14 protein-coding genes are annotated in these 15,702 nt (G+C 37.4%); 2 read left to right on the top strand and 12 right to left on the bottom strand.

Annotated elements, in window-relative coordinates; translation table 11 throughout:
* Positions 1-82: 82 nt before the first annotated feature.
* From CC99x_RS05145 to CC99x_RS05135, 3 genes are all read right to left on the bottom strand, one after another.
* Positions 83-1,018 carry a tryptophan 2,3-dioxygenase family protein gene (locus tag CC99x_RS05145; RefSeq protein WP_057623008.1) on the bottom strand — a complete coding sequence of 312 codons (936 nt, stop codon included), beginning with the start codon at positions 1,016-1,018 and terminating at the stop codon, positions 83-85.
* A 4-nt stretch (positions 1,019-1,022) separates the two neighbouring features.
* Positions 1,023-2,261 (bottom strand): kynureninase, encoded by a 1,239-nt coding sequence (gene kynU, locus CC99x_RS05140; RefSeq protein WP_057623010.1) that lies wholly within the window; start codon positions 2,259-2,261, stop codon positions 1,023-1,025.
* A 159-nt stretch (positions 2,262-2,420) separates the two neighbouring features.
* Positions 2,421-2,696 carry a hypothetical protein gene (locus CC99x_RS05135; protein WP_057623011.1) on the bottom strand — a complete coding sequence of 92 codons (276 nt, stop codon included), beginning with the start codon at positions 2,694-2,696 and terminating at the stop codon, positions 2,421-2,423.
* A 398-nt stretch (positions 2,697-3,094) separates the two neighbouring features.
* On the opposite strand from CC99x_RS05135, the gene CC99x_RS05130 reads away from it, so the two are divergent.
* Both CC99x_RS05130 and barA read left to right on the top strand, forming a co-directional pair.
* Entirely contained in the window at positions 3,095-3,973 is an 879-nt protein-coding gene (locus CC99x_RS05130) for an ABC transporter substrate-binding protein (RefSeq protein ID WP_057623013.1), read from the top strand.
* Positions 3,966-6,800, top strand: coding sequence for a two-component sensor histidine kinase BarA (gene barA / locus CC99x_RS05125; RefSeq protein ID WP_057623015.1), 2,835 nt, complete (start codon positions 3,966-3,968; stop codon positions 6,798-6,800). Before CC99x_RS05130 ends, barA begins: the two co-directional genes overlap by 8 nt.
* Before the next feature lie 291 nt (positions 6,801-7,091).
* Here barA and CC99x_RS05120 read toward each other — a convergent pair whose 3' ends face one another.
* The 9 genes from CC99x_RS05120 to lepA all read right to left on the bottom strand — a co-directional run bounded on the left by CC99x_RS05120 (position 7,092) and on the right by lepA (position 15,608).
* The gene (locus CC99x_RS05120; protein WP_057623017.1) at positions 7,092-8,879 is read right to left on the bottom strand and encodes a hypothetical protein; all 1,788 of its coding nucleotides are present in this window, start codon (positions 8,877-8,879) and stop codon (positions 7,092-7,094) included.
* Positions 8,880-8,947: 68 nt separating this feature from the next.
* A complete protein-coding gene (acpS, locus tag CC99x_RS05115; RefSeq protein WP_057623020.1) occupies positions 8,948-9,355 on the bottom strand; it encodes a holo-ACP synthase in 408 nt (135 codons plus the stop codon).
* Positions 9,349-10,089, bottom strand: a complete 741-nt coding sequence (gene pdxJ, locus CC99x_RS05110) for a pyridoxine 5'-phosphate synthase (protein WP_057623022.1) — start codon at positions 10,087-10,089, stop codon at positions 9,349-9,351. Before pdxJ ends, acpS begins: the two co-directional genes overlap by 7 nt.
* On the bottom strand, positions 10,079-10,807 hold the full coding sequence (gene recO, locus CC99x_RS05105) for a DNA repair protein RecO (protein ID WP_077065317.1): 729 nt from the start codon (positions 10,805-10,807) through the stop codon (positions 10,079-10,081). Before recO ends, pdxJ begins: the two co-directional genes overlap by 11 nt.
* 29 nt (positions 10,808-10,836) lie before the next feature.
* Positions 10,837-11,742: a GTPase Era gene (gene era, locus CC99x_RS05100; RefSeq protein ID WP_057623225.1), complete on the bottom strand. Its 906-nt coding sequence runs from the start codon at positions 11,740-11,742 to the stop codon at positions 10,837-10,839.
* Positions 11,743-11,834: 92 nt separating this feature from the next.
* Positions 11,835-12,509 (bottom strand): ribonuclease III, encoded by a 675-nt coding sequence (gene rnc / locus CC99x_RS05095; RefSeq protein WP_102134498.1) that lies wholly within the window; start codon positions 12,507-12,509, stop codon positions 11,835-11,837.
* Positions 12,509-12,868 (bottom strand): DUF4845 domain-containing protein, encoded by a 360-nt coding sequence (locus CC99x_RS05090; protein ID WP_057623028.1) that lies wholly within the window; start codon positions 12,866-12,868, stop codon positions 12,509-12,511. Before CC99x_RS05090 ends, rnc begins: the two co-directional genes overlap by 1 nt.
* Before the next feature lie 67 nt (positions 12,869-12,935).
* Positions 12,936-13,733, bottom strand: coding sequence for a signal peptidase I (gene lepB / locus CC99x_RS05085; protein WP_057623031.1), 798 nt, complete (start codon positions 13,731-13,733; stop codon positions 12,936-12,938).
* Between the two features lie 78 nt (positions 13,734-13,811).
* Positions 13,812-15,608 (bottom strand): translation elongation factor 4, encoded by a 1,797-nt coding sequence (gene lepA / locus CC99x_RS05080; protein WP_057623033.1) that lies wholly within the window; start codon positions 15,606-15,608, stop codon positions 13,812-13,814.
* Positions 15,609-15,702 lie beyond the last annotated feature (94 nt).

The raw sequence follows: 15,702 nt of genomic DNA, 5'->3' as shown, positions 1-15,702 counted from the left end.
GCAGTTTACACAAATGTAAATGAGCAACACAACAGAATCTGCGATGAAAGAGCAACCCCAAATGGCATTTTTGAGACAGCTTCTACTTTACCCTACCCCAATCTGCACTTTCTTGCTCAGTCCACAAAGAAGGAAAATACATAATTTTCTGGTATTGTGGCGGCAAATAGCTTTGCCAATTCGTGCCCCCTGTTGCAACAATTATTTCTTGCTTGTCTCTTAGAAAAGCATCCGCTGCACCATAATGTGCCAAAAGCCAAAAGAGGTTTGCATTGAGATCTAAATTTTTCAGCTCTTTTATAATATCTGGATTATTTTTAATGTCTATGTGTGCTTGCAAATATTTAGAATTGATATTTTGTGTTTGCAATGATTTTGCAAGATTCAATAATATTTCATCATATTTTTCTTCAAACATGGTTAAGGTGAGCGTTTTCTTACCTGATTTTAACTCTCTATTACTCGATTTCCAGTAAATATGTTGATACAAAGTATTCAAACTGGCGTCTTCTTGAAATGTGTTGCGATACTTGAGATGCAAAAGCTGTCTTAAGTTACTACTGTATATTTCAATCTTACGATACTGCACAGATTGAAAACCGCTTGCAGGTAATAGCGCCATCCTAAATTTTCTAAAGGCATCTTTGTCCATACCTTGAATCATAATGTCAAAACTTGAAATAAGATGTCGAAAATAGCGATTAATACGCGACAAATGCTTGATCCATACTTCTTGTGGCTGTTCTTTATCTGTGCAGAGTTGCTCAGCCTCAGCAATAATCAAACGAAACATTAATTCTGTGATTTGATGGTAGGTAATGAAAATCATTTCATCTTTACAATCTGTTTTTGGTTTTTGTATGCTGAGCAATGTGTCTAAGTGTATATAATCCCAATAACTTAAAATATTAGAATACAACAATCCATCCAGATAGGACGGCATGTCTTGCCCCATCTCTGCATATTTTTTCTCAAGTGCCTCAATTTTTTTTATAATTGACTCAGGATATGCTTTCATTCTTTTAAAACCTTTGGCATGCTTGCTGTAATATTTTAATCAAGTGATCAATGTCATCATAGTCATTATATAATGGTACTGGCGCAATTCTAATTACATTGGGATTACGGAAATCAACAACAACGCCTTGCTGTATGAGAAAAGCACAAATATCTTTAGCATTTTTATTTTTAAAAGCAATAGAAAGTTGACAACCGCGCTGCGTAATATCTTCAGGTGTGACTAATTCAATGTCATTCTCAAAATTTTCTTTTACTGCCTGAATCAAATAGGTTGTCAAATCTATGGACTGCGCTCTTAGAACCTGAAGACCACCCACTTGATTTATTAGCTCAAACGTTGCCTTAAGCGGCACTAAAGAAAAGACGGCGGCATTACTCACTTGCCACCCCATTGCATTGGCATAAGGATCAAATGCTTCTTGCATCAGAAAGCGAGAAGATAAATCATTTCCCCACCAACCCTGCAATCTAAAATTTTTCTTATTTGTTGCATATTGCTCATGAACAAAACAACCAGCAACAGCGCCAGGGCCTGAATTCATGTATTTGTAATGACACCAAACAGCAAAATCAATATTCCAATCATGCAAGGACATAGGAATATTTCCCACACCATGTGCAAAATCCCATCCAGCAATAATTTCTTTTTCTTTCAAAATTTTAGTCATTTCAGCAATAGGCAAAACCTGGCCAGTATAGTATTGCACCCCAGGAAGCAAAGAAAGCATGATACTATCACCATGCTCTTCCAACACGCGCAGTAAATCTTCTGTCTTAAAGATACCATTTTTAGCTTTTACTTTGATTAAGCTTTGCTTAGGATCAAAACCATGCCACTGTATATGCGATTGAACCGCATATCGATCAGAAGGAAATGCACCCTCTTCAATAATGATTTTATACTTATGCGGAGAAGGCTTATAAAAACTTGCTAACATCAAGTGTAAATTAATCGTTAAGCTATTCATCGCAACAACTTCTGATGCTTTCGCTCCTACCAACGCTGCAAGCGGTGCACATAATTGCTCTGTTAAGCCGACCCAAGGTTCTTCTCCTTGAAAATAACTTAAAGCGGCTCCCTCTTTCCATTTTGTCAATTCTTTTTGAATAACATCAAAAGTGCGCTTGGGTTGCAATCCCAGGGAATGACCACAAAAATAGGTGGCGTTTTTTCCATTTATTTGGGGAATGTGAAATGCTTCTTTGGGTGTCTTAAATACGAGTGTCGGCCTTGATGACATGAGCTATCCCTTTCTTTCTGATGCAAGCAAGATCTATTAGCAAAAATAATAAAAAAGTTCAACATCTTCTGCTTTTCAGGCAATACTTAGAATAGGAAGAATTTAGGTAACTACTTGCACCCTAAATACCATCAAGGAAAGAAGTGAGTTACTGGAAATTTAGTTAAAAGCCCCCGCTGGATGTTCTGGCAATTCTGGAATAGGCGAACGCTGATCGAGTTCCGGCATAGAGATATCCGTGCTTGTTGCTGGTTTTCCAGTAACTTCCTTGGCCACTTTGTCACCTACATATTGCTCTGAATCTGCATTCAAGGTAGGTTTGGCAGGCAGCTCTACATATTGAGGCTGCTGTCTGCTTCTGAAATCATCGTTCCATTTACAAGCGGACAAAGGCAATAGCGTAAATAAAATAAGCAACCATTTATAGTTATTCACAGAGATAGCTTCCTTATATCTTTCTTAGTTAAGTGTAGCAGCTTTAAGAAAGATTTCTCTCTTGAATAAGTCATTAAACTATCTTTTTTGTAAAATCCTAAAACCTAATGTGGATGTCCTGTATTCTCTAGCTAAAAACCACAAATAGGTATAAAGATAACTATTTGTGGATGTCCCGATTAATTCTGATTAGTTGGCCTGATAGTTTGTTCATATTGGCAGCAAGATATAGGATAATAGACTTTAATATGTTTATAAGCTAATCAACTAATTAAATAATGATATCTGTAAAAGCGGTATTGCGCTGTAAACTGTTCCTTTTTATATTCAGTTTTCATACTATTGTATTGGCATCCTCCTCAAATGTTTTGCTGATATCCAGCAATAGCCACTTCGCAATGGTGCATCGCATAGAAGCCGCTTTGTTTTCTCAACCTTCTCCACGCCCCAATATCTCACATATTTTGGTCGATGAACTGCAAAATCCTGAACGCTTCCACACCCATTCAGAAGTTTCGTTGATTGTGTGCTTTGGCGCGGAAGCCTTAGAGGCTGTTTTAAAACTCAATACAGAAAAACCTGTGCTCGCTATTTTAATCAGAAAAAACACATTCTATAATTTACTCAGCATTTATCATCGAAAGATAAATGATAGCCAATACCCTATTTCAGCGATTTATCTCGATCAATCCTTGCAAAGACAGATTAACTTAATCCAAACTATCTTCCCTGATATCGACTATAAAAGCTCTGTTGGCGTACTCTTTGGCCCCGGCAGTATCAATCAACAAGAAGAATTATTGCAACTTGCGGCAGAAAATCAACTGCGCCTCAATACGATTTATGTCAATAATTTTGAAAATCCAGTTGCTGTGATGGATGCTTTTTTAGATGAAGTTCGCGTACTCTTAGCATTACCAGATAACCGTATATTTAACCCACACAGTGCAAGAGGTATTCTACTGGCAGCCTTTCATAAACATGTACCTCTCATTGGCTATTCTCAAAGTTATGTCAAAAATGGCGCCCTAATATCACTCTTTTCTTCTACGAAGCAGATTGCGCAGCAAACAGCTCAAGCAATTCTCACAATATTGGATCAGAATCAATTACCTGTTCCACAATACCCCAACGAATTTTCTATTGAAGTTAATTATCAAGTTGCTCGCTCCTTGAATATTAATATAGACAGTGAAACGGATTTACATCACAAACTCTTAGTCAAAGAAAAAGCAAATTCTCAAGTACTGATAAAGCAAGGAACTCAACGTGCGTGAATGGGGCATTAAAACACGGGTACTGTTTTTAACCTTAGTACCAACAATTGCAATTTCGATCTTACTAAGTGCCTATTTCACAAGTACACGTTTGCAAGACTTAGAAAAGGCACTTAAAAACAGGGGTTATGCAATCTCATTACAGCTAGCCCCTGCCAGTGAATATGGTGTTTTTTCAGGAAACACTCATACCTTGCAAAGAATTGCTAATGATGCACTCTCTGAACCAGAGGTTCGTTCTGTATCTATTTTTAACAAAGATGGCCGACTACTCGCACACTCGGGTCATGAACAAGCAACCCCAATGAATATTCTTTCAGTTACCGATTTGTCGCATGGCATTACAATGGCAGACACGGGACACTCTCTACTTTTCACAATACCTGTCACTATTCGCGATGTCATTGTTGAAGACTTTGCCTATGCTGATTCTGCTTATGTCCAAGCAGAAAATCATGACAATGTCTTGGGATGGATCAGTTTAGAGCTTGGGCGAATGACAACTACCATTCGACAATACCAAGTACTCTTCGCTTGTAGTGTCATCTTGTTAATTGGTCTGGCTATCAGCGGTTTCTTTGCTTATCGCATGGGGCGAGATGTAACAAGACCTATCTTACATATTGCACATGCGGTTGAGAAAATTAAAAATGGTAATTTAGATACACGTGTTTATACAAATTCAAGAGGTGAGCTTCGCCATTTAGAATCAGGTATTAACACTATGGCACAAGCCTTAAAAGCAGCACATGAAGAAATGCAGCAAAGCGTTGAGCAAGCAACTGCAGATCTACGTCAAACGCTTGAAACCATTGAAATTCAAAATATTGAATTACAGATGGCTCGTAAAGAAGCAGAAACGGCGAGTCGAATCAAATCAGAATTCCTCGCCAATATGAGTCATGAAATTAGAACACCACTCAACGGTGTGATTGGTTTTATTAATCTCCTGATAAAAACAAAACTAGACAACAGACAAAATGATCATGTCCACACCATTCAAAAATCTGCACTAAATTTACTATCAATCATTAACGATATCCTCGATTTTTCTAAAATTGAAGCAGGAAAACTAAAATTAGAGCACATTCCTTTTAATGTAAGAGAATGTGTTGAAGATGCTATTACACTCATGGCGCCCAATGCACATGAAAAAGGCTTAGAGCTTATTCCTATTATTTATCAAGATGTTCCTGAGAAAATTATTGGCGATCATCTAAGGATAAAACAAATTCTAACAAACCTTCTTAATAATGCGATAAAATTTACAACAGAGGGTGAAGTTATCTTACGAGTCATGATTGATTCAGAAGACTCGCAAAACATTACCTTGATGTTTAGAATATCTGATACGGGTATTGGCCTCTCTGCTGAAGAACAAAAATTATTATTTAGACCCTTTTCTCAAGCGGATGCCACAACTACACGTCAATTTGGTGGCACAGGTCTTGGTCTGGCTATTTCAAAGCGCCTCGTAGAGCAAATGCAAGGTGAAATTAATGTTGAATCTTTGCCCAATGAGGGCGCAACCTTTTGGTTTACCATTAAAGCACAACGCAATGAAAGCATTGAATTTCCTTTTAACCCACAACTCGAAGGTACACACGTTTTACTCTATGATAAACACGAGAAAACACGTTTAAGTTTAAATCATATCTTAAGTGCATGGGGCGTCCGTGTTACAGAAGTTGATGATCGCGATAAAATTGAAGAGCTTCTCAATCAATTTCATAATACAGCCAATAAAATACATATGGCATTAATCGGTGTAAATCAACCCGATCCACAAAGTAACTTTATCGAAAACCTGATCAAAATTTCAAGGGACAATTATGATTGCAAAGTAGGAGTACTTGCGAATACAACGGATCAGAATATTTATGACGATATCCATAACTCAGGTGCTGCTATTTGCTTAGCAAAACCTGTGAGACGACAATGTTTGCATGATGCACTAGTGACAACACTGATTGAAAAAAACAAGATCATTGCCTCACAACGAGGAAATGCGCCATCGCCAGAACCCTACATCTCACCCGTACGTACAGATATTCATATACTTGCCGTGGATGATCACCCTTCTAATCTAAAACTTGTTGCAGCACTTTTAGAAAATATGGGCTTAAATGTAAAATGTGCTAAAAATGGAAAAGCAGCGCTAGAATATTTTAAGAATCATACTTTTGATCTTATCTTAATGGATATACAAATGCCTGGCATGGATGGCATTGAAGTGACCAAAAATATTCGCAAAATGGAAAAGCCTGGTCAACACACGCCAATTTTTGCACTCACCGCACATGCTTTGGCCACAGAAAAAGAAACCGTACTCTTTGCTGGGATGGATGGCTATTTAACAAAGCCTATTGATGAAAAAACTTTGCAACAAGTACTAATGCAATGGTCTCAAAAGAATCTTACAATCAAAAATGAAATTCAAGCTTTACCCACCGAAAGCCAAGACCCAGTCATAGATTGGGAAAAATCATTAAAGCTTGCTGGCAATCAACCACAACTTGCAAAAGATATGCTAGTGAGTTTAGTAAAAGAACTCCCCATCGCTCAAGAAGCGATTAATCATGCTTACTCTGGCAATGATATGCTAGAGCTTAGAAACGAAGTGCATAGATTGCACGGTGTATGCTGCTACTGTGGCGTGCCCTTATTAAGAAAAACAGTTGCTGCTTTTGAAAAGGCAGTTGCTTATAACGATAAGCAAGCCATTCAATTTCATATTGTTGAATTTAACAAAGAAGTTAATCGTATTCTAGACTTAAGCAAAACACATCCAATCTTTGAAACAGAAGAGGAAGCAGTGCTTGTTTAGTAGGATTATTTTTCAACAAAATTCCTGATGAGCGCAGCGAATAAAAAATCCCACTTTTTGAAGGGGGACGCGCACTGATAAGTGCGCAAGGGGGATTTATGCTGGGGGGCTGCTAAGTTCAAAAAGCTAAATCCCTCTGCTTGGCGCAGCTACGCTGTTGCCAAGCGTCTCCCTTTACAAAGTGAGAACATGTTCGCTTTGCGAACGAAGAATGGATACCAATATTCTATATCAACCCCCAGAAATCCCTTAAGTTGACGCCTATGAGCGAAGCCTGGCATCCAATCAAAACTATATTTTGAATTTTGAAAAATCAATCTCAAGAAGAGACTCTTTCTCTTGTTTTTCTGCTTTCATTTTTATTGGTGCACTGATCATAAATGTATTTTTTGGCTTAGCCCCCTCATTGTTTCCAACTTTAGTTTTAGGCCATAAAAACATTGGTTTCTGATGTTCGAAATAATAACATAGAGCTGTATTTTCTTTTAAAGGACTATTTAGCGGCAAGCCCTCAAAATAGTCTCTTGCACTTTTCTTTTGAAAATCTTTAGATACTGTGTCTGCCCTTTTTTCACTAAGCAGCAAAGCTCTTTTTAGTTTTTGATTGATAACCGCATGATGGAGCGCAGATTTTCGAGAGCTGGGCGTATCATCTCGTTTATTCATTTCATCTGCTTTCCCTATCTGCAACAAAGCTCTAAATTCTGCGATACTATGCTTTCCTGCTGCACCTCTACGAATCGCTTGTGATAGAGAATTTGCGCCATATCTTTCCTTGATTTTCTCAAGATTTTCTACCTTCATATCAAGACGACCCATACTAAAATATTTTTCACATGCTTTAGACCACATGGGGCCAAGGAGTGATATATTCAACATTTGACGATACATATATTCATCTTGTTTTACATATATAGTATCCAGTGCTTTTGATAAATCCTCACAAATCACCCATGTTACATATGGTACCTCAGACAGATTATCCATTGGGCAAATCGGCTTGAGAAGTGTAGAAAGTTTCTGATCAAATGCCATTTTTGATGACGCTTTCATCATATAATAGCTAAAAAATGGAACATGCTCTGACTTACTTGAAAGGTCTTTAAAAAAGACAGAATAAATTGAAGCATCAATTTCTTGCGCAGCAAGTTTACGACTAAGCTTCTCTAAAAATTGATGCTGCATATCTATGCTATCAATATTGCCACATATGATTATCAATTTATGCGATTTTTGATCGTAGAAAGCATCCAGATACAAAATATTTCCTTGTTCATGATTCAAATAAACCATAAACTGACGGCGCGCAATGAGCGATTTTGCATAAAAAATATTATTCAATTCAATAGATAAATATTCTAAAACAGAATCATTTATTGAAGTTATTCTCACTAAAGCAGGATTCTCTTCTCCCACAACTTCGCCATTAAAAGCCAAATCAAATTGATTTGCTTCTGTCGTTCTGTTCTCGACCAGTGCACGCATCATCCCTAAACTGAGATGCGGCAACTTAAAATCCTCATAAAATACTGAGAACATTTCCAGATAATAGGCGCTGATTGTTTTTTTAAAATTTTGCAATGCTTTATCAAGCACCAAAGCCATACAGTCTCTCTCATAGCTCCACACCCATTGTGTTCCTCCTTTAAGCATTAGACGAATGTATTCTTCATTTTTTTGAAGTGTTTTTGCATGGAGGGCAATAGAGTTCATCGCCAGATGCGTACTCAAAATGAGTAAAAATCCAATGATCAAGTGATAATCTTTGTCATTTTGGAGAGATTTATTTTCTTGTGCTGCTTTCCCAAGAGACATCAATATATGGCTAACATTTTTATTAGCAAGACTCAATATCATATCGGCAGATATTTTTGATTTAGAGGCAGGGTTTTTAATATAATTTTTAAGCTTCAATACCTCATGAACAATCCCCAAAATTGTCTTATGTGGTGCATTTACGCCTAATTCATCAAATTTATTGCTAACTTTAATATGGCCATATTTTTTCTCACAGAGACTCATAATTCTATCAAATAACTGATTCTCAGCAGCCAATAATGCTCGTATTTTGTATGACATAGATTTCACATGGTAGAAAAAGAGGAACTGTATTCAATTTTTCTATTTTTTTCAATAAAAATTATAATTTACAAGATAGGTGTATTCGCAGAAGCACAAACAAGCACAACAAAAGCCAATGCATATTCTTGCTCATCAGACAAAGATACTTGGATTGACTGAATATTATGGGCTTGAACGAAAGCCAGAGCTTTTCCTTCACATTCAATATAAGGCTGTCCAGAAGCATTATTCAATACACTGATTTGATTAAAAGCCAAACCATCAGCAATACCAGTACCCAACGCTTTAGCAAAGGCCTCTTTTGCAGCAAATCGCTTGGCAATATACCCGACTAATTGAACTTCACTGGGTAAATGCATTTTTTCTTTATCCGACAGAATTCTATCAATAAATTTATTTTTATTGTTGTCTATATTTTTTTGAATACGAGGGACAGATACAATATCTGTCCCAATGCCAAAAATATTTAGCATAATCTGCCCATTTCCATGATATCCAATATTCTACTCACCGCTTCATGCATGCCAGACAAAATAGCTTCGCCAACAATCGCATGACCAATGTTAAGCTCTTTGATTTGTGGAATTTTAGCAATTTCAAGCGTGTTACGGTAATGTAAACCATGTCCTGCATGAACACGAATGCCTAAGTTATCCGCAAATTCAGACGCTTTTTTGATATCATTTAGCCTTTCTTCCGTCTCTTCTTTTGTAAAAGCATCCGCATAATGACCTGTGTGGATTTCAATAATCCTCGCTCCTGCTTCAAAAGCGGCTTCAATCTGTTTGACGTTTGCATCAATAAACAATGATACTTTGATTTGATTTGCTTCTAAACTAGCAATTGATTTTTTAATTGTATCAAAATGCGCAATGACGTCTAAACCACCTTCTGTTGTCAGCTCTTCTCTTTTTTCGGGAACCAAACAGCAATAAGCCGGTTTGATTTTCTGTGCAAACTCGATCATTTCAGGCGTATTGGCTATTTCTAAATTCAAATCAATTTCTAATACTTCTTTTAAAATTTCCACATCACGTTCTTGAATATGACGTCTGTCTTCACGCAAATGAACGGTAATTTGATGAGCGCCCGCTTCTTCTGCCATTAATGCAGCACGCACCGGATCAGGGTATTGTGTTTTTCTTGCTTGTCTTAAAGTTGCAACATGATCTACATTCACACCCAAACGTATCGCTTCAGTTCTCATTATTTACACCCTCTTTTTCAATGATTTTTTGAAAATCAGTCAGTAATTTTCTAGTTTTAAGTGTTTTTCCATCTAAATGATGCGCTATGGCACAACGCATTAATTTTTTTGCCTCTATTAATTGCCTATCATCTTCAAATTGAGCACCTTTTTTGAGCGCAATCAGTGTTGCACCCGAGACCATAATAGTGCGTTTTGACTGTGGCAATATCATCTGAGGAAAAAAACCAAGCCCTGGGTCATAACCATATAACAGATCTTCTACAATAGGTTCAGTTCTGGCATCTTTCTCAAAATCCAAACCAAAACCTAAAATTTCTAATAACTGACACTCAAATCTTCGTAAAATAATCTGCAATACTCTATCGTCATCATCACAATGACTTAGCCGCTGAATGGTTTCATGATAATAGTGAAACAATTCTGGATGTGGATCAGCTTTGTGTAATAAACTCAGTACCAATTCATTTACATATAATCCAATTAATACTGTTTTTCCTGAAAGACTGGGCAAAATGCTTTGTGCCTCAAGTTGCACAACGGTTTTAACCTCACCCCGACCCCGCCAAGCAATATTAACTAAAATAAAAGGCTGAACAAGACCTCGCCATTTTGATTTTGGTCTTTTTGCACCTTTGGCAACACAAGCCATCAGTCCCGTATTCTGACTAAAGCATTCTAACAAGACGCTACTGTCTTGAAAGCGCCGGCTGTGCAAAAAATAGCCTAGCTGTAATGTATCCGTACTCAGTTGTCATCTCCATAACCAATCAAATTGGGTAATAAATCGCTTTGTGTCGTCCAATTTGCTTTTACTTTTACCCACAATTTTAGACAAACTTTTTTGTCTAAAAATTTCTCCAGCTCAAGACGTGCTTTTGTGCCTATTTGCTTGAGCATTGCCCCATCTTTGCCTATCACAATATGTTTTTGTGCTTCACGCTCAACCCAAATAAGCGCGTGGATATGTGTGATGTTTTCTTTTACGTCACAATGCTCAATTTGAACGGCAATCGAATAAGGAATTTCTTTCCCCAGGTAAATCATTAATCTTTCACGAATAAGCTCTGCCATATGAAAGCTATTGCTCAAGTTACTAGACATGTCTTCAGGGAAATAAAAATGATCTTGAGGTAATTTTTCATCAATTGATTTTTCAAGAAAGTTGAGCTGCTTATGTGTTAAAGCAGAAATAGGAATGATTTCTGCTTGTGGCGCTTTCTGTTTTAACATTTCTAAGTAAGGCAGCAACTCTTCTTTTGATTTAATTTTATCAATTTTATTTACAACGATGATGATCGGAACAGACTGTTTGCTCAACAAACTCCACACTTTCTCATCTTCGAATGTCCATTTCATTGCTTCTACAACAAAAACAACCGCATTGACATCAATCAGCGCTTTTCTAGCAGATTGGTTCATATATCGATTGATTGCTTTCTTTTCTGTGATATGAATACCAGGTGTATCAATCCAAACAATTTGTCTGTTATCAACCGTTTTAACACCTAAAATTTGACAACGTGTCGTCTGTGGCTTGTGGGAGGTAATGCTCACTTTTTTATTTAACATGCTATTGAGCAGTGTGGATTTTCCCACATTGGGTCGTCCCATGACAGCAATAAAACCGCAATAAGTAACTGCGCCATCCATTTTCTCATATTGTTCAAGCAGATTAGGCAATTTTATTGGCATCATCAATGCTTCAGATTTATCTTCGTCTTTATCTAACATAACATCTTTACTCACTTCTTCACCTGCTCAAGAAATATTTTTGCAGCGCGTTGCTCTGCGATTCGACGACTCTCACCGGATGCAACAATGGGATTATCCAAACCCTCTACACACAGTTGTACATTAAAGATCTGTTCATGTTGAGGTCCTTCAATATTGATCACTTGATACACAGGCAAAGATTTTTGCTGTGCTTGCAACCACTCTTGTAAAACTGTTTTGGCATCTTTTTCAGGGGCAGTTTTTAGCTCATTCTCAATATCATCTGCAAACCAAATTTCTATTTTTTCTCTGCATACCAAATAGCCACCATCAAGATACAGTGCACCTAATATTGCCTCAAAGCAATTTGCTAAAATAGATTCGCGACGAAACCCACCACTGAGCTTTTCGCCTGTACCCAGCTGCAAATATTCACCTAAGTCAAAATGGCGAGCCTTTTCACCTAATGCTCTACCATTTACCAAATTTGCTCTTCTGCGCGTCAATTCACCTTCTTTTGCGTGAGGGAATCTCAGATAAAGAAGATCGGCGATTATGAAATTTAAGATGGCATCGCCTAGATATTCTAGGCGTTCATTGTGTTTTGAATTCGCACTTTTATGCGTAAGGGCTTGCAACAGCAATTTCTGATTTTCAAAAGAATATTGAATTTGCTTCTGTAAAGAACTAATTGATTTCATCACTACTCGACTAAAACGACCTCATCAAATTTAACCACTGCATCTACATTAAACATAACATGCACTCTTACCTCGTAATCCATAGATAAATACATTTTTCCATCGCGTTTATCTATATCCAAATCCGTTGCTTTTACATTTTTGATATTATTAACCTGGAACCGTCTCAACAATAAATCTCTAATTTTGCCTGTGCTTTGCGTTTTAATATCTGGCTGTTTCGCCAAATCTTGTAAAGATTTTTTGATTGTTAAGTGCTCCAAATACGGTGGCACCAAACTAAATCCTATAGTACCTGCAAAAATCAGTATACAAGCAAGAAACAAAATCTGTATAAATGAAATTCCTTTCTGATGCTTCATGATTTATCATCCTTTTTTCTTCTTAGGAGCGAGTCTCTGTGCCCGCCCTTATAATCGACATTCCAAACTAGTTAATAGCCGTACCAATCCGCTTCCAACGCACATCTTTAGCACTTGTATCCCAACTCATCCAAACATAGATGGCCTTACCAATAATAAGTTCATCTGGAACAAAGCCCCACTTACGAGAATCATCACTGTTGTCTCGATTATCCCCCATAACAAAATAATGGCCTTCAGGTACTATGACCTCAACGTTTGTATCTGGGCGCATATCATCTATATAAATAGAGTGTGCCTTTGTATCAAGCTGTTCAGTTATACGTTTAAGACTTTGCACCATACCATAATCATTCATATCTATTATTTGCTCTTGGAATGATTGCGCCATCATTTCATCATTAATATACAATTTCTTATTTTTGTAGGTTACTTTATCACCAGGAATAGCAACAACTCGCTTTATAAAATCGACAGAGGTATCTTTAGGATATCTAAAGACTAATACATCGCCTCTCTTAGGCGTGCCTTTCTCAATAATTTTCTTACCTAACAGAGGCATTCTAAAGCCATAGGAGAATTTATTAACCAAAATAAAATCCCCTGTCAGTAGTGTTGGCTTCATCGAACCTGAAGGAATTCGAAAAGGCTCTGCTAAAAAGGAACGCAATAAAAATACAACGAGTAAAATAGGAAAAAATGATTTTGCATATTCTACTATTTTAGGATCTCCAGAAAGAGTCACATCGCCATTTGCATTTGCCAAGCGTTTCTTCTTAAAAAGAATTGTATCCAACGCCCAGACAACTGCACACACAATGGTACCTATTGCTAAAATAACCGAAAAGTCCATATAGTATTTCATTACAGCAATTCCTTAATTCATTCTTTTTTCATGTAAGCGAAGCAAACATTTCCCCTCTACCAATTTTGGGAGAGCATTCTATTTTTCTTGATCCATTTTTAGTACTGCTAAGAAAGCCTCTTGTGGAATCTCCACAGAACCTACCTGTTTCATACGCTTTTTACCGCGCTTTTGCTTTTCAAGTAATTTACGCTTACGTGACACGTCACCACCATAGCATTTTGCCGTCACATTTTTTCGTAAAGCTTTTACGCTGGTACGAGCAATAATTTGCGCCCCAATTGCCGCTTGAATCGCAACATCAAACATCTGTCTAGGGATTAAATCTTTTAGCTTACTCGTTAATGCGCGCGCACGATAAGCCACATTCTGACGATGTACTATCAGCGCTAAAGCATCCACTGGATCACCGTTAATCAAGACTTCCATTTTAACAAGATCTGCTTGCTGGAAGCGCACAAACTCATAATCAAAAGAAGCATAACCACGACTAATTGATTTAAGCCTATCGTAAAAATCAAGCACTACTTCATTCATTGGCAATTCAAAGGTAAGCGCTACCTGAGAGCTCACATATTCCATTTTTTTCTGGAAACCACGCTTTTCAATGCACAATGTCATGATATCGCCAACATAAGCACGTGGTACTAAAATATGCGCTTCAACAATAGGTTCTCTCATCTCTTCAATTAAGCTAACAGCCGGTAGCTTAGCAGGGTTATCAATATGTAAAGTTTCACCTTTGGTTGTCACAACTTCAAATACCACAGTAGGCGCTGTCGTAATTAAATCAAGATCGTATTCTCGCTCTAATCGCTCTTGTATAATTTCCATATGCAAGAGGCCCAAAAATCCACAGCGAAAACCAAATCCTAGTGCTGTACTCGATTCAGGCTCGTAGTATAGCGACGCATCATTTAGGCTTAATTTTGATAATGCTTCTCTAAAGGCTTCAAAATCATCATTATTAACTGGAAATAATCCAGAAAATACTTTAGGTTGCACCTTACTAAATCCAGGCAATGCATTCTCGCATGGATTGTGATGATGCGTAATGGTATCGCCCACAGGCGCACCATTAATATCTTTAATTCCAGCAACAATAAAACCAACTTCACCCGTATTTAGCACTTCTTTGTTCAAGCGTTTAGGTGTAAAAACACCTAATTGATCAACCTGGTGACTCAAACCAGTCGACATTACTTTAATTTTGTCCTTAATGGCTAAACGGCCATTTTTGATCCGAACCAAGGATACAACACCTAAATAATTATCAAACCAAGAATCGATAATCAGTGCTTGCAAGGGGGCATTTTCATCACCCTTTGGCGCTGGTACTTTCTCAACCAATTCCTCTAATAATTCTTTAATGCCAATGCCTTCTTTAGCACTGACCCGAAGCGCATCTTTGGCTTCAATACCAATAATTTGCTCTATCTCATCAATAACGCGTTCTGGCTCTGCCTGAGGTAAGTCAATTTTGTTTAAGACAGGAATCACTTCTAAGTCTTGTTCAATTGCTGTATAGCAATTTGCCACCGTTTGCGCTTCTACACCTTGGGCAGCATCAACAACCAGCAAAGCACCTTCGCATGCGGCCAATGAGCGAGAGACCTCATAAGCAAAGTCAACATGGCCTGGCGTATCAATAAAATTTAGTTGGTATACTTTATTATCTTTTGCTTTATATTGCAAGGAAACACTTTGTGCTTTGATGGTAATACCACGCTCACGTTCTAAATCCATTGAATCTAAGACTTGCGCAGACATTTCACGAGAGCTTAAGCCACCGCACTCCTGTATAAGTCTGTCAGATAACGTTGATTTACCGTGATCAATGTGGGCGATAACAGAGAAATTCCGAATATGCTTCATATTTTTAGTTTGTTATATAACGTATTTGTTTGGAAACTACGTGTATTTTATGCGAAATGCGCTAAGGAAGGTAGTTTAGTTTTTAATCCATCAT

Source organism: Candidatus Berkiella cookevillensis (assembly GCF_001431315.2).
GTDB classification, from domain to species: domain Bacteria; phylum Pseudomonadota; class Gammaproteobacteria; order Berkiellales; family Berkiellaceae; genus Berkiella_A; species Berkiella_A cookevillensis.
The sequence above is the reverse complement of the archived record's forward strand: the minus strand, read 5'-3'. Positions and strand labels throughout refer to the sequence as shown.

Coding starts and splice junctions, on each gene's coding strand:
- CC99x_RS05090 (WP_057623028.1), bottom strand. CDS start 12,868: ATGAAGCATCAGAAAGGAATTTCATTTATACAGATTTTGTTTCTTGCT.
- era (WP_057623225.1), bottom strand. CDS start 11,742: ATGGATGGCGCAGTTACTTATTGCGGTTTTATTGCTGTCATGGGACGA.
- CC99x_RS05120 (WP_057623017.1), bottom strand. CDS start 8,879: ATGTCATACAAAATACGAGCATTATTGGCTGCTGAGAATCAGTTATTT.
- kynU (WP_057623010.1), bottom strand. CDS start 2,261: ATGTCATCAAGGCCGACACTCGTATTTAAGACACCCAAAGAAGCATTT.
- pdxJ (WP_057623022.1), bottom strand. CDS start 10,089: ATGAGAACTGAAGCGATACGTTTGGGTGTGAATGTAGATCATGTTGCA.
- lepB (WP_057623031.1), bottom strand. CDS start 13,733: ATGAAATACTATATGGACTTTTCGGTTATTTTAGCAATAGGTACCATT.
- acpS (WP_057623020.1), bottom strand. CDS start 9,355: ATGCTAAATATTTTTGGCATTGGGACAGATATTGTATCTGTCCCTCGT.
- CC99x_RS05130 (WP_057623013.1), top strand. CDS start 3,095: ATGGTGCATCGCATAGAAGCCGCTTTGTTTTCTCAACCTTCTCCACGC.
- lepA (WP_057623033.1), bottom strand. CDS start 15,608: ATGAAGCATATTCGGAATTTCTCTGTTATCGCCCACATTGATCACGGT.
- CC99x_RS05145 (WP_057623008.1), bottom strand. CDS start 1,018: ATGAAAGCATATCCTGAGTCAATTATAAAAAAAATTGAGGCACTTGAG.